This window comes from Streptomyces sp. NPDC101225 (genome assembly GCF_044767585.1).
In the GTDB taxonomy this organism is placed as follows: domain Bacteria; phylum Actinomycetota; class Actinomycetes; order Streptomycetales; family Streptomycetaceae; genus Streptomyces.
Genome location: NZ_JBIWOE010000028.1, coordinates 19,508 through 32,990, shown reverse-complemented (window position 1 = coordinate 32,990; position 13,483 = coordinate 19,508). Strand labels below are relative to the sequence as shown.

Annotated in this window: 14 protein-coding genes; 8 read left to right on the top strand and 6 right to left on the bottom strand. The window is 70.4% G+C overall.

Annotation, left to right across the window (positions count from 1 at the left end; all coding sequences use genetic code 11):
- Nucleotides 1-238: 238 nt before the first annotated feature.
- The 3 genes from ACIRPX_RS31330 to moaA all read left to right on the top strand — a co-directional run bounded on the left by ACIRPX_RS31330 (nt 239) and on the right by moaA (nt 3,373).
- Nucleotides 239-595, top strand: a complete 357-nt coding sequence (locus ACIRPX_RS31330; protein ID WP_404201524.1) for a DUF485 domain-containing protein — start codon at nt 239-241, stop codon at nt 593-595.
- Nucleotides 592-2,217 (top strand): cation acetate symporter, encoded by a 1,626-nt coding sequence (locus ACIRPX_RS31325; protein WP_404201522.1) that lies wholly within the window; start codon nt 592-594, stop codon nt 2,215-2,217. Before ACIRPX_RS31330 ends, ACIRPX_RS31325 begins: the two co-directional genes overlap by 4 nt.
- Nucleotides 2,218-2,383: 166 nt before the next feature.
- Nucleotides 2,384-3,373, top strand: a complete 990-nt coding sequence (gene moaA / locus ACIRPX_RS31320; RefSeq protein ID WP_404201520.1) for a GTP 3',8-cyclase MoaA — start codon at nt 2,384-2,386, stop codon at nt 3,371-3,373.
- An 18-nt stretch (nt 3,374-3,391) separates the two neighbouring features.
- On the opposite strand, the gene ACIRPX_RS31315 is transcribed toward moaA, so the two are convergent.
- Together ACIRPX_RS31315 and ACIRPX_RS31310 are read right to left on the bottom strand one after the other, a co-directional pair.
- A complete protein-coding gene (locus tag ACIRPX_RS31315) occupies nt 3,392-3,610 on the bottom strand; it encodes a hypothetical protein (protein WP_404201518.1) in 219 nt (72 codons plus the stop codon).
- Between the two features lie 214 nt (nt 3,611-3,824).
- A complete protein-coding gene (locus tag ACIRPX_RS31310) occupies nt 3,825-4,223 on the bottom strand; it encodes a DUF3099 domain-containing protein (RefSeq protein ID WP_404201516.1) in 399 nt (132 codons plus the stop codon).
- Nucleotides 4,224-4,468: 245 nt separating this feature from the next.
- Between ACIRPX_RS31310 and ACIRPX_RS31305 the strand changes: the two genes are divergently transcribed.
- Entirely contained in the window at nt 4,469-4,750 is a 282-nt protein-coding gene (locus tag ACIRPX_RS31305) for a GlsB/YeaQ/YmgE family stress response membrane protein (RefSeq protein WP_404201514.1), read from the top strand.
- A gap of 66 nt (nt 4,751-4,816) precedes the next feature.
- Here the strand turns inward: ACIRPX_RS31305 and tyrS are convergent, their stop codons facing one another.
- The 3 genes from tyrS to ACIRPX_RS31290 all read right to left on the bottom strand — a co-directional run bounded on the left by tyrS (nt 4,817) and on the right by ACIRPX_RS31290 (nt 9,142).
- Entirely contained in the window at nt 4,817-6,085 is a 1,269-nt protein-coding gene (tyrS, locus tag ACIRPX_RS31300; protein WP_404201512.1) for a tyrosine--tRNA ligase, read from the bottom strand.
- A gap of 56 nt (nt 6,086-6,141) precedes the next feature.
- The gene (locus ACIRPX_RS31295) at nt 6,142-7,536 is read right to left on the bottom strand and encodes a metallopeptidase TldD-related protein (RefSeq protein ID WP_404201510.1); all 1,395 of its coding nucleotides are present in this window, start codon (nt 7,534-7,536) and stop codon (nt 6,142-6,144) included.
- Nucleotides 7,537-7,618: 82 nt separating this feature from the next.
- Nucleotides 7,619-9,142, bottom strand: coding sequence for a TldD/PmbA family protein (locus ACIRPX_RS31290; RefSeq protein ID WP_404201508.1), 1,524 nt, complete (start codon nt 9,140-9,142; stop codon nt 7,619-7,621).
- Between the two features lie 253 nt (nt 9,143-9,395).
- Here ACIRPX_RS31290 and fabG point away from each other — a divergent pair, with 253 nt between their 5' ends.
- From fabG to ACIRPX_RS31275, 3 genes are all read left to right on the top strand, one after another.
- Nucleotides 9,396-10,100 (top strand): 3-oxoacyl-[acyl-carrier-protein] reductase, encoded by a 705-nt coding sequence (gene fabG, locus ACIRPX_RS31285; RefSeq protein WP_384266368.1) that lies wholly within the window; start codon nt 9,396-9,398, stop codon nt 10,098-10,100.
- A 5-nt stretch (nt 10,101-10,105) separates the two neighbouring features.
- Nucleotides 10,106-10,873, top strand: coding sequence for an enoyl-ACP reductase FabI (fabI, locus tag ACIRPX_RS31280; protein WP_404201506.1), 768 nt, complete (start codon nt 10,106-10,108; stop codon nt 10,871-10,873).
- 174 nt (nt 10,874-11,047) lie between these two features.
- Nucleotides 11,048-11,395 (top strand): hypothetical protein, encoded by a 348-nt coding sequence (locus ACIRPX_RS31275; protein WP_404201504.1) that lies wholly within the window; start codon nt 11,048-11,050, stop codon nt 11,393-11,395.
- Here the strand turns inward: ACIRPX_RS31275 and ACIRPX_RS31270 are convergent.
- Nucleotides 11,376-12,065, bottom strand: a complete 690-nt coding sequence (locus tag ACIRPX_RS31270; RefSeq protein WP_404201502.1) for a FadR/GntR family transcriptional regulator — start codon at nt 12,063-12,065, stop codon at nt 11,376-11,378. The genes ACIRPX_RS31275 and ACIRPX_RS31270 overlap by 20 nt on opposite strands.
- 70 nt (nt 12,066-12,135) lie before the next feature.
- On the opposite strand from ACIRPX_RS31270, the gene ACIRPX_RS31265 reads away from it, so the two are divergent.
- A complete protein-coding gene (locus ACIRPX_RS31265) occupies nt 12,136-13,440 on the top strand; it encodes a CynX/NimT family MFS transporter (RefSeq protein ID WP_404201500.1) in 1,305 nt (434 codons plus the stop codon).
- Nucleotides 13,441-13,483: the final 43 nt, after the last annotated feature.

Here is a 13,483-nt window from a genome sequence, read left to right as displayed (position 1 = left end):
ATCCGGAAACGGAACCGCCCGAGACACGGTGGCATTCGGGCAGGTACATGACGGGCGGTGCAGGCCAGAAACTAACCCCCGAAGGCGCTGGTCAGCAATGAGCTGCCCAAGACGAGTTCGAAAACTGGTCAAGCGAGTTGAACCCGCCATCGCGTGGCGCCGTGACCTTGAGCAGGGAGCACATGGACACTCGCCCCCGATCCCCGTCACCACCGCACCCGCAACGCGAGGAGACTCCGTGGCCACCGAGACACCGCCCCCCTCGAAAACCCAAGCCCGGCTACCTTCCACCGAGGAGTTCGTCGCGGAGCAGGAGGGCGCGGAGTTCGGTGAACTGCGCCGCTCCTACCGCTCCTTCGCCTTCCCGCTGACCATCGCCTTCATCGCCTGGTACCTGCTCTACGTCCTGTTGTCGAACTACGCGGGCGACTTCATGGGCACCAAGCTGTTCGGCAACGTCAACGTCGCCCTCGTGCTGGGCCTCGCCCAGTTCCTCACCACGTTCCTCATCGCCTGGTGGTACTCGCGGCACGCCGCCGCGAAGCTCGACCCCAAGGCCGAGGCCGTCAAGTCCCGTATGGAGGGCGGCGCATGAGCCCCGTTCAGAGCACCCTGCTGGCGGCCGGAGAAGCGAGCGAGCACCGGCCGCTGATCATCACCCTGTTCTCGGTGTTCGTCGTCGCGACCCTCGTCATCACCGTGTGGGCCGGCCGCCAGACCAAGGACGCGGCCGACTTCTACGCCGGCGGACGGCAGTTCACCGCCTTCCAGAACGGCCTCGCGGTCTCCGGCGACTACATGTCCGCGGCGTCCTTCCTCGGCATCGCCGGCGCGATCGCGCTCGCCGGGTACGACGGCTTCCTGTACTCCATCGGCTTCCTGGTCGCCTGGCTGGTGGCCCTGCTCCTGGTCGCCGAGCCACTGCGCAACTCGGGCCGCTACACGATGGGCGACGTCCTCGCCTACCGGATGCGCCAGCGCCCCGTCCGCACGGCGGCCGGCACCTCCACGATCGTCGTGTCGATCTTCTACCTGCTCGCGCAGATGGCGGGCGCCGGCGTCCTGGTCTCGCTGCTGCTGGGCATCACCAGCGACGGCGGCAAGATCGGCATCGTGGCCCTGGTCGGCGTCCTGATGATCGTCTACGTCACCATCGGCGGCATGAAGGGCACCACCTGGGTCCAGATGGTCAAGGCCGTCCTGCTGATCGTCGGCGCCCTGCTGCTGACCTTCCTGGTGCTGCTGAAGTTCCACTTCAACATCTCCGACCTGCTCGGCTCGGCCGCCGACAACAGCGGCAAGGGATCGGCGTTCCTGGAGCCCGGCCTGAAGTACGGCCTGACCTCGACCTCGAAACTTGACTTCATCTCCCTGGGCATCGCCCTGGTCCTCGGCACCGCGGGCCTGCCGCACATCCTGATCCGCTTCTACACCGTGCCCACGGCCAAGGCCGCCCGTAAGTCCGTCAACTGGGCGATCGGCCTCATCGGCGCCTTCTACCTGATGACGCTGGCGCTGGGCTTCGGCGCAGCGGCGCTCATCAAGCCGGACGAGATCATCGGCTCCAACAAGGCGGGCAACACGGCCGCCCCTCTGCTGGCGCTGCATCTGGGCGGCGTCGACTCCAACTGGGGCGCGATCCTGCTCGCCTCCATCTCCGCGGTCGCCTTCGCCACGATCCTCGCGGTCGTCGCCGGACTGACCCTGGCCTCGTCCTCGTCGTTCGCCCACGACATCTACGTGAACGTCATCAAGAAGGGCGAGGCGAGCGAGAAGCAGGAGCTGCGGGCGGCCCGCTGGGCCACGGTCGGCATCGGCGCCGTCTCCATCGTGCTCGGCGCCCTGGCCCGCGACCTGAACGTGGCCGGACTGGTCGCCCTCGCGTTCGCGGTCGCCGCCTCCGCCAACCTGCCGACCATCCTCTACAGCCTCTTCTGGAAGCGGTTCACCACCTCCGGAGCGCTGTGGTCGATCTACGGCGGCCTGGTCACCGCGGTCGGCCTGGTGCTGTTCTCGACGGTGGTCTCCGGCAAGGAGACGTCGATGTTCCCCGACGTCGACTTCCACTGGTTCCCGCTGGAGAACCCCGGCATCGTCTCCATCCCGGTCGGCTTCCTGCTGGGCGTCATCGGCACCTACCTGTCCAAGGAGGAGCCGGACGCCGGCAAGTACGCGGAGCTGGAGGTCCGGTCCCTGACCGGCACCGGCGCCCACTGACCACCAGCCGGAAACGTCCCCCGAGCGGCCGCGTCGTAGATCTCTACGACGCGGCCGTGGCGTACCTCGTCGGATCGGGCCGATGTCGTTGTCAGTCGTGTCACGTAGGCTCACACGTGACGGGAAATGATTGCCGGGTATCGATCCGCTACGAGGGAGGGGCCACGTGCTTATCGACACCTACGGCCGAGTGGCCACCGACCTGAGGGTCTCGCTGACCGACCGGTGCAACCTGCGGTGCACGTACTGCATGCCGGAAGAGGGGCTGCAGTGGCTGGCCAAGCCGGACCTGCTCACCGACGACGAGATCGTCCGCCTGATCGGCATCGCCGTCACCTCGCTGGGCATCAAGGAGGTCCGCTTCACCGGCGGCGAGCCCCTGCTCCGCCCGGGCCTGGTCGGCATCGTCGAGCGGGTCGCCGGGCTGGAGAACCGGCCCCGGATGTCCCTGACGACCAACGGCATCGGCCTCAAGCGCACGGCGGCGGCGCTGAAGGCGGCCGGCCTGGACCGGGTGAACGTCTCGCTGGACACCCTGCGCCCGGACGTCTTCAAGACCCTCACCCGCCGGGACCGGCACAAGGACGTCCTCGACGGTCTCGAGGCGGCCCGCGCCGCGGAGCTGACCCCGGTCAAGGTCAACTCCGTCCTGATGCCGGGGCTGAACGAGGACGAGGCCCCCGACCTCCTCGCCTGGGCCGTGGAGCACGACTACGAACTGCGCTTCATCGAGCAGATGCCCCTGGACGCGCAGCACGGCTGGAAGCGCGAGGGCATGGTCACCGCGGGCGACATCCTCGCCAGCCTGCGCACCCGCTTCGAGCTGGCCCCGGAGGGCTCCCAGGAGCGTGGCTCGGCCCCCGCCGAGCGCTGGATCGTGGACGGCGGCCCGCACCGCGTCGGCGTCATCGCCTCCGTCACCCGCCCGTTCTGCGCGGCCTGCGACCGCACCCGCCTCACCGCGGACGGCCAGATACGCACCTGCCTGTTCGCGACGGAGGAGACGGACCTGCGCGCCGCCCTGCGCTCCGACGCCCCCGACGAGGAGATCGCCCGCATCTGGCGTCTGGCCATGTGGGGCAAGAAGGCCGGTTCGGGCCTGGACGACCCCTCGTTCCTCCAGCCGGACCGCCCCATGTCGGCGATCGGCGGCTGAGGACTCGCGCAGCAGGGCCTAGGACCCCGCGGAGGACTCCCACTCCCTCAGCAGGACGACGTCCTTCAGGAACCCACGGACCCCGAGGAACTGCGACAGATGCTCCCGGTGCTCGTCGCAGGCCAGCCACGTCTTCCGCCGCTCCGGCGTGTGGATCTTGGGATTGTTCCAGGCCAGTACCCAGACAGCATCGGCACGGCAGCCCTTGGCGGAACAGATGGGGGTTTCGTCACTCACGGATTTCGTCTCACACGTACGGCAGACAAGGCGACGCCGAGCAGCCACGGGGGGAGCTGCCCGGCGTCGGTCTGTCGCTCCGACGGGGGATGCGGAGCGCTTAGGAAGTATGTCACGGGTAGCCCGTCGCCCGGCACTGGAACAACATGATTGATCTGAGCATTTCTTGAGCTTGCCGCGGGGCCCGCGCGTGTCTGCGCGGCGCCCCCCGTGATCACGCCCGGTCGCGCGGCTCGCTCCCGACCCCCGGCGCGGGCTCGGACACGACATCGTCCGCGACCGGTTCCGAGGCACGGTCGTCCGCCCGCGGCGGCGCAATCATCGGACGCGTGGGGACGCCGAGGAACGACGACGGCAGCGACGGCGCGTTCTCCCGTCCCGCGTTCGCGATCACCACGGCGACGTAGGGGAGGACCAGCCCGAGCACCAACGCCACGACCGCCACATACCGTTCGATGTTCCACAGCGAGGCCGCGAGGATCACCGCCAGCGTACGGATGGACATCGAGATCACGTACCTGCGCTGGCGCCCGCGTACGTCCTCGTCCAGGCTCGTCCGGGCGCCGGTGATCCGGAACACCTGGCCGTTGCCGTCGCCATGCTGCTTCCGCATCAGATTCCACCATCCGCCCGCATCGGACTCTCCCCGTCCCCGTACCCGGTCCGCCCCCGGTCGAGGGACGACTTCGGACACGTCCCACGGTACGCCGCGCCTGCGCCGCCTACGAGACCGGGGCATCTCCTGCCTGGGCGGACGCTCTCAGCCGTAGCGCGTACGGCCGCACCCGACATGCGCCGTACGGTGCACGGGCCGACACTGGGCGTAGTGCTCACGTCGAGCCGTACGAGGAGGCAGCCATGGGCTGGTTGTGGGCGATCATCGTGGGATTCGTACTGGGGCTGATCGCCAAGGCGATCATTCCCGGCAAGCAGCACAGCCCCCTCTGGCTCACCACCATCTGCGGCATGCTCGGCGCGATCGTGGGCAACGCGATCGCCCGCGCCGTCGGCGTCGAGTCGACCCCGGGCATCGACTGGAGCCGGCACGCCTTCCAGCTGGTGGCCGCGGTCGTCATCGTCTTCGTGGTCGACATGATGTACATGGCGACGCTGGGCAAGCGCAAACAGCAACGCGCCTGAGCACCGGAAAGGGTGCGGACCCGCGTCGACACGCGGTCCCGCACCCATGAGGCCGCTTTGTGGCGCCTACGCCCCGGTCACCTCGACCGCGGCCAGGTTCTTCTTGCCCCGGCGCAGCACCAGCCACCGCCCGTGCAGCAGCTCCTCCTTGGCGGGCACGGCGTCCTCGGCGGCGACCTTCGCGTTGTTCACGTAGGCCCCGCCCTCCTTCACGGTCCGCCGCGCGGCCGACTTGCTGGCCACCAGCCCGACCTCGGCGAACAGGTCGACGACCGGGCCCAGCTCGGTGACCTGGACGTGCGGCAGCTCGGACAGGGACGCGGCCAGCGTCTTCTCGTCCAGCTCCGCCAGCTCGCCCTGACCGAACAGCGCCTTGGACGCGGCGACGACGGCGGCCGTCTGGCCGGCGCCGTGCACCAGCGTGGTCAGCTCCTCCGCCAGCGCGCGCTGCGCGGCACGGGCCTGCGGACGCTCCGCGGTCTGCTGCTCCAGCTCCTCGATCTCCGCGTGGGACCGGAAGCTGAAGATGCGCAGGAACTTGGAGACGTCCCGGTCGTCCGCGTTCAGCCAGAACTGGTAGAAGGCGTACGGCGTGGTCATCTCGGGGTCGAGCCAGACCGTGCCGGACTCCGTCTTGCCGAACTTGGTGCCGTCGGCCTTGGTGATCAGCGGTGTGCCCAGCGCGTGCACCACCGCGTCGGGCTCGACCTTGTGGATCAGGTCGGTGCCCGAGGTGAGGTTGCCCCACTGGTCGCTGCCGCCGGTCTGCAGGGTGCAGCCGTACCGCCGGTACAGCTGCAGGAAGTCCATGCCCTGCAGGATCTGGTAGCTGAACTCGGTGTAGCTGATGCCCTCCTGGGACTCCAGGCGCCGGGCGACGGCCTCCTTCGCGATCATCTTGTTCACGCGGAAGTGCTTGCCGACGTCCCGCAGGAACTCGATGGCCGACAGGCCCTGCGTCCAGTCCAGGTTGTTCACCATGACCGCGGCGTTCGGACCCTCGAAGTCCAGCAGCGGGGCGATCTGCCCCCGCAGCCGCTCGACCCACTGGGCCACGACCTCGGGGGCGTTGAGCGTGCGCTCGGAGTTGGGCTTGGGGTCACCGATCAGGCCGGTGGCGCCCCCGACCAGGCCCAGCGGCCGGTTCCCGGCCTGCTGGATGCGGCGCATCGTCAGGATCTGCACGAGGTTGCCGAGGTGCAGGCTGGGCGCGGTCGGGTCGAAGCCGCAATAGAACGTGACGGGACCGTCCGCGAACGCCTTGCGCAATGCGTCCTCGTCAGTGGAGAGGGCGATCAGCCCGCGCCACTTCAGTTCGTCGACGATGTCCGTCACGGTTCTCGTATCTCCTTGATGATCTTCGGGTGGTCGCGCGACCACCGGCTACGAGGTTATACGCCCCGACTGACAGAGCTCATGTTGAAGTCGGGCACCCGTAGCGCGGGCATCGCAGCCCTAGTGAACCAGTCGCCCCATTCCCGCGGCAGCGTCTTTTCCGTGCGCCCGGCCTCGTTCGCCCGTCCGAGCAGGTCGACCGGCGACTCGTTGAAGCGGAAGTTGTTGACCTCACCGGTCACCTCGCCGTTCTCGACGAGGTACACGCCGTCCCGGGTCAGGCCCGTCAGCAGCAGCGTCGCCGGGTCGACCTCGCGGATGTACCACAGGCAGGTCAGCAGCAGCCCGCGTTCGGTGTTCGCGACCATCTCGTCGAGGGAGCGGTCCTCGCCGCCGGTCAGGACGAGGTTGTCGATCGCGGGGGCGACGGGCAGACCGGTCAGGCCGGCGCTGTGCCGGCTGGTGGTCAGGTGCGTCAGCTCGCCCTCGCGCACCCAGTCGGTGGCCGCGAGCGGCAGGCCGTTGTCGAAGACCGACTGGTCGCCGCCCGAGGAGTGCGCGATCACGAAGGGCGCCGACTCCAGGCCCGGCTCGTTCGGGTCGCTGCGCAGGGTCAGCGGCAGCTCGCTGAGCCGGTCGCCCACGCGCGTGCCGCCGCCCGGCCGGGAGAACACCGTGCGCCCCTCGGCCGCGTCCCGGCCCGACGCCGACCACAGCTGGTAGATCAGCAGGTCCGCGACGGCCGTCGGCGGCAGCAGCGTCTCGTACCGCCCGGCCGGCAGGTCGATGTGCCGCTCGGCCCAGCCCAGGCGCACCGCGAGCTCCGCGTCGAGCGCCGCGGGGTCGACGTCCTTGAAGTCCCGCGTGGAGCGACCCGCCCACGCCGAACGGGTGCGGTCCGGCGACTTGGCGTTCAGTTCCAGCGTCCCGTTGGGCTGGTCGTGGCGCAGCCGCAGCCCTGTCGACGTCCCCACGTAGCTCGTCACCAGCTCGTGGTTGGCGAAGCCGTACAGCTCGCGGCCGCCCGCACGCGCGCGTGCGAACGCCTCGCCGAGCGCCGGGGCGAAGTCGGCGAACACGGCGGAGCTGGTCTCGGCGGGCGCGTCGGTGAAGTCCGGCGCCTGCGCCACGCCCGTCACCAGGGGCTGCGCGTCCTCGGCGGGACCCGCTCCGCGCGCGGCGGCCTCGGCGGCGCGGACCAGGGGCTCCAGCTCCTCCATGGTCACGGCCGAGCGTGAGACGACACCGGAGGCCGTGCCCTGCGCGCCGTCGACGGTCGCGACGACCGTGAGCGTACGCCCGCGGGTGACGCCGTTCGTGGTGAGCGTGTTGCCGGCCCAGCGCAGGTTGGCGGTGGACTGCTCGTCGGCGATGACGACGCAGCCGTCGGCGGTGGACAGCTCCAGGGCCCGCTCGACGACCTCGTGCGGCCTGCTGCTACGCGCGCTCATCGACCGGCCTCCTGCGTGGTGTTGAGACTGTGCTGTTCCGGGGGACAACCCCCGGACCCCCGGCCGAGTCCTGCACTGACGCTCATCGGCCGGCCTCCTGCGTGGTGTTGAGGATGTTGACGCCCTTGAAGAGCGCGGCGGGGCAGCCGTGCGAGACGGCGGCGACCTGGCCCGGCTGGGCCTTGCCGCAGTTGAAGGCGCCCCCGAGGACATAGGTCTGCGGGCCGCCGACCGCGGCCATCGAGCCCCAGAAGTCGGTGGTCGTCGCCTGGTACGCGACGTCCCGCAGCTGCCCGGTGATCCGGCCGTTCTCGATCCGGAAGAAGCGCTGGCCGGTGAACTGGAAGTTGTAGCGCTGCATGTCGATGGACCAGGAGCGGTCCCCGACGACGTAGATGCCGCGGTCGACCCCGCCGATCAGGTCCTCGGTCGACAGGCCCGCCGGATCCGGCTGGAGCGACACGTTGGCCATGCGCTGCACGGGGACGTGACCGGGGGAGTCCGCGAAGGCGCAGCCGTTGGAGCGCTCGAAGCCGGTCAGTCTCGCGATCCGCCGGTCCAGCTGGTAGCCGACGAGCGTGCCGTCCTTCACCAGGTCCCAGGACTGGCCCGCGACGCCCTCGTCGTCGTAGCCGACCGTCGCGAGGCCGTGCTCGGCGGTGCGGTCACCCGTGACGTTCATCAGCTCCGAGCCGTACCGCAGCTTGCCGAGCTGGTCGAAGGTGGCGAAGGAGGTGCCGGCGTAGGCGGCCTCGTAGCCGAGCGCGCGGTCCAGCTCGGTGGCGTGCCCGATGGACTCGTGGATGGTCAGCCACAGGTTGGACGGGTCGACGACCAGGTCGTACAGGCCCGACTCGACGCTGGGCGCCCGCATCTTCTCGGCGAGCAGCTCCGGGATCCGCTCCAGCTCGCCCTCCCAGTCCCAGCCGGTGCCGGTGAGGTACTCCCAGCCGCGCCCGGCCGGCGGCGCGATCGTCCGCATCGAGTCGAACTCGCCGCTGGACTCGTCGACCGACACGGCCGTCAGCTGCGGGTGCAGCCGTACCCGCTGCTGCGTCGTCACGGTCCCCGCGGTGTCGGCATAGAACTTGTTCTCGTGCACGGTGAGCAGCGAGGCGTCGACGTGGTCCACGCCGTTCGCTGCGAGCAGCCGCGCGCTCCAGTCCGCCAGCAGCGCCGACTTCTCCTCGTCGGGCACGGTGAACGGATCGATCTCGTACGACGAGATCCAGGTCCGGTCGGCGTGCACGGGCTCGGCGGCGAGCTCCACCCGCTCGTCCGATCCGGCCGCCTTGATCACCTGGGCGGAGAGCCTGGCCATCGCCACCGCCTGCGAGGCGACCTTGGCGGCGGCGTCGAGGCTCAGGTCCACGCCCGACGCGAAGCCCCAGGTGCCGCCGTGCACGACCCGCACCGCGTACCCGAGGTCGGTGGTGTCCGACGAACCGGCGGGCTTGGCGTCCCGGAACCGCCAGGAGGCGTTGCGCACCCGCTCGAAGCGGAAGTCCGCGTGCTCGGCGCCCAGCGCACGCGCGCGTGCCAGCGCCGCGTCGGCGAGGGCGCGTAGAGGAAGCGCCGTGAAGGCTTCGTCGATGGAATGAGGCACCGAGGTCTCTCCTTGCTGTCGTGACCCGTCGTGACCTGTGGCTGCTCCGATCATGTCGTGCGGCCGCCCGGCGGACCACAGGTTTCGGTCCGGTACGGCGAACTTTCTGTAGGGACCCGACAGCGAGTCCCGTACGCCACTGTCGGTGCCCGATTGTCCGCACGACGTCCCGGACCGATAGGTTTTCGAGGAAGCCGCCTGTCATCCAGGTGTTCGGGCGGAGGCATCAGACCGCTATCGAAAGGGTGATCCGTTGAGCCGCTCGGTTCTCGTCACCGGAGGCAACCGGGGCATCGGCCTCGCCATCGCCCGCGCATTCGCCGACGCCGGCGACAAGGTCGCCATCACATACCGCTCGGGAGAGCCGCCGGCCGGCTTCCTCTCGGTCAAGTGCGACATCACCGACACCGAGCAGGTGGAGCAGGCCTACAAGGAGATCGAGGCCGAGCACGGCCCGGTCGAGGTCCTGATCGCCAACGCGGGCATCACCAAGGACCAGCTCCTGATGCGTATGTCCGAGGAGGACTTCACGTCCGTCCTCGACACCAACCTCACCGGCACCTTCCGGGTGGTCAAGCGCGCCAATCGCGGCATGCTGCGCGCCAAGAAGGGCCGCGTCGTGCTCATCTCGTCGGTCGTCGGGCTGTTCGGCGGCCCCGGCCAGGCCAACTACGCCGCGTCCAAGGCCGGTCTCGTCGGCTTCGCGCGCTCCCTCGCCCGCGAGCTGGGCTCGCGCAACATCACCTTCAACGTCGTCGCGCCGGGCTTCGTCGACACCGACATGACCAAGGTGCTGACCGACGAGCAGCGCGCCAACATCGTGTCGCAGGTGCCGCTCGGCCGGTACGCGCAGCCCGAGGAGGTGGCCGCGACGGTGCGGTTCCTCGCCTCCGACGACGCCTCGTACATCACTGGAGCCGTCATCCCCGTAGACGGCGGACTGGGAATGGGTCACTGATCACCATGAGCGGAATCCTCGAGGGCAAGCGCGTCCTGATCACCGGTGTGCTGATGGAGTCCTCCATCGCCTTCCACGCCGCCAAGCTGGCCCAGGAGCAGGGCGCCGAGATCATCCTGACCGCGTTCCCGCGGCCCACGCTGACCGAGCGCATCGCCAAGAAGCTCCCCAGGCCCACCAAGGTCGTCGAGCTCGACGTCACCGACGACGAGCACCTCGGCCGCCTGGCCGACATCGTCGGCGAGGAGCTCGGCGGCCTCGACGGCGTCGTGCACTCCATCGGCTTCGCGCCGCAGGACGCGCTCGGCGGCAACTTCCTGAACACGCCGTTCGAGTCGGTCGCCACGGCCATGCACGTCTCGGCGTACTCCCTGAAGTCGCTCACCATGGCCTGCCTGCCGCTGATGCAGAACGGCGGCTCGGTCGTGGGCCTCACCTTCGACGCCCAGTACGCCTGGCCGCAGTACGACTGGATGGGCCCGGCCAAGGCCGCCCTGGAGGCCACGAGCCGCTACCTCGCCCGTGACCTGGGCAAGCAGAACATCCGCTGCAACCTCGTCTCGGCGGGCCCGATCGGCTCGATGGCCGCCAAGTCCATCCCGGGCTTCAGCGACCTGGCCGCGGTGTGGGACAGCCGCTCCCCGCTGGAGTGGGACCTCAAGGACCCGGAGCCGGCCGGCAAGGGCATCGTCGCGCTGCTGAGCGACTGGTTCCCGAAGACCACCGGCGAGATCGTCCACGTGGACGGCGGTCTGCACGCCATCGGCGCCTGATCCCGGACACCGCCGTACGACGGCGATCGAGGGCGCGCGTCCCGTGGGGTGCGCGCCCTCGGCGTATCACCCGTTCGGCCTACCCGGCCGGGCGGGGCGAGGTCTCAACCGGGCACTCTGGACGAGGTGTTCCGCACGTGATTCCCTCCCGAGCACGGCCGAGGAGGTCCCCTTGTGCGTCTGTTCCGCAGCCTGGCCTCAGCGACCGTTGCCGTAGCCCTCGTGATGCCCCTGCCGTACGAGGCGGTGCCCCACACGCGCGTGCAGCCCGGGAAGCCGCCCTCCCCGCAGCTCTTCGGGGCGGAGTGCCGCACCAGGATCACCGGCTCGCACGTGACCGCGTACTGCCACAATCCCTATCCGCAGACGGACGCCGTCAGCCTGCATGTCGAGTGCGCGCGGTGGTGGGACCTCGACACCGACGGCACGCCGGTCGACACCGGGCCCGCGATGACCGTACGGCTCACCGGGCGGTGCTGGCAGGAGGTCCGCTCGGTGTGGATCAGTCACCGGAGACGGTGAACCGCCCGGGACGGCACAGGAACGGATAGCTGGCCGCCGCCCCGCCCGCCGCCTCGGCGTCGCCCGTGCGGATCGCGTCGACCAGGCGCGTGTGCTCCATGTACGTCTCCGGCGTCAGCGCCTCGCCCACGTCCTCGCGCAGCCAGTCGCGCAGCACCTCGCCGAGGTCCGCGTACATCGCGGTCATCACGTCGTTGTGGGACGCCGCCACGACCGCCAGGTGGAAGGTCGCGTCCGCCGTGACGAACGCCTCCGTGTCGCCCGACTCCCAGGCCTCCTCGCGCCGCACCAGCAGCGCGTCCAGCTGCTTGAGGTCCTTCTCGGTGCGCCGCCCGGCGGCCAGCCTGGCTGCGGCCGACTCCAGCGTGGAGCGCAGCTCGGCGATGTGCCGCGGATCCGCCTCGGCGAAGCGGCGGTGCATCACGCCCGCCAGCTCACTGGTCGCCACGATGTACGTGCCCGAGCCCTGGCGGATGTCCAGCAGGCCGTTGTGCGCGAGCGCGCGGACGGCCTCACGCACCGTGTTCCGGGCGACGCCGAGCTGCTCGACCAGTTCCGGCTCGGTGGGGATGCGCGAGCCGACGGGCCACTCGCCCGAGGTGATCTCATGCCGCAGCGCGGCGATGACCTGCTCGGACAGCGCGGAGCGACGGGGGTGGCTCAAGGGCATGGCACACCTTCGCACGGGGGTACCCGGCACGGACGGACCGGGGATGGACAACCAATCATCCCATGATTCTATGATGGGCGGCATGGCACGCGAGGAATCCAGGACGATCACGTCCCAGCAGATACGCACCCCACAGGCGCCGACGACCGCGGGGCCCGCCACGCGCGCGTGGGCGACGCGCCTGCTCGTGGTCGGCATCGTCCTCACCGCCCTGAACCTCCGCCCCGCCATCACCAGCCTGGGCGCGCTCCTGGAGGAGGTCCGCGACGGGCTCGGCATGAGCGGCAGCGTGGCCGGGCTGCTCACCTCCGTGCCCCCGCTCTGCTTCGCCGTCTTCGGCGTCACGGCCCCGCGTCTGGCACGCCGCTTCGGTCCGGCCGCCGTGGTCTGCGTGGGCACCGTCGCCATCGGCGCGGGCCTGCTGGTACGGCCGTACACGCACAGCACGGCCGGATTCCTGGCCGCCAGCGCGCTCACCCTGATGGGCATCGCGGTCAGCAACGTCCTGATGCCGGTCATCGTCAAGCGCTGGTTCCCGGACCGGGTCGGCTCCATGACCGGCCTCTACTCGATGGCCCTCGCCCTCGGCACCGCGGCCGCGGCGGCGGTGACCGTGCCCATGACCGAGGCACTGGGCGGCAGTTGGCAGTCCGGCCTCGCGATCTGGTCGGTCCTCGCGGCGGTGGCCGTCCTGCCGTGGATCCCCTTCGTCAGGCAGCGGGAGGCCGGACCCGCCCCCGCTGCGGAGGAGACCGCGCCGCCCCGGCACGCGCGCGTGCAGACGCCCGCGCTGCGGATCACCCGCAGCCGCACCGCCTGGGCGCTTGCCGTCTACTTCGGGCTCCAGGCCACCGGCGCCTACATCACGATGGGCTGGATGGCGCAGATCTTCCGGGACGCGGGTGTTCCCGCGGGCACGGCCGGGCTGCTGCTGGCCGTCACGATGGTGATGGGTGTGCCGCTGGCCTTCGTCATCCCGCGCCTCGCCACCAGGCTGCCCCACCAGGGGCCGATCGTGGTCGCGCTCGGGGCCTGCGGCCTCGCGGGCTACGGCGGTCTCTACTTCGCCCCCGCGGCCGGCTCCTGGGCGTGGGCCGTACTGCTCGGCATCTCCAACTGCTCGTTCCCGCTGGCACTGACGATGGTCGGCATGCGGGCCCGGACCAGCGCGGGCGTGGCCCAGCTGTCCGGCTTCGCGCAGAGCACCGGCTACCTGCTCTCCATCCCCGGCCCGCTCCTGGTGGGCGTCCTGTACCAGCACAGCGGCGGCTGGAGCCTGCCGATCGCCCTCATGACCGCCCTGCTGATCCCGCAGATGCTGGTCGGCGTCCTGGCGGGGCGCAACCGCACCGTGGAGGACGAGGCGGCCGCCTGAGCCCCCGGACGTGCGGCGGTGCGCGTCGCTCACCCCCGCCGCA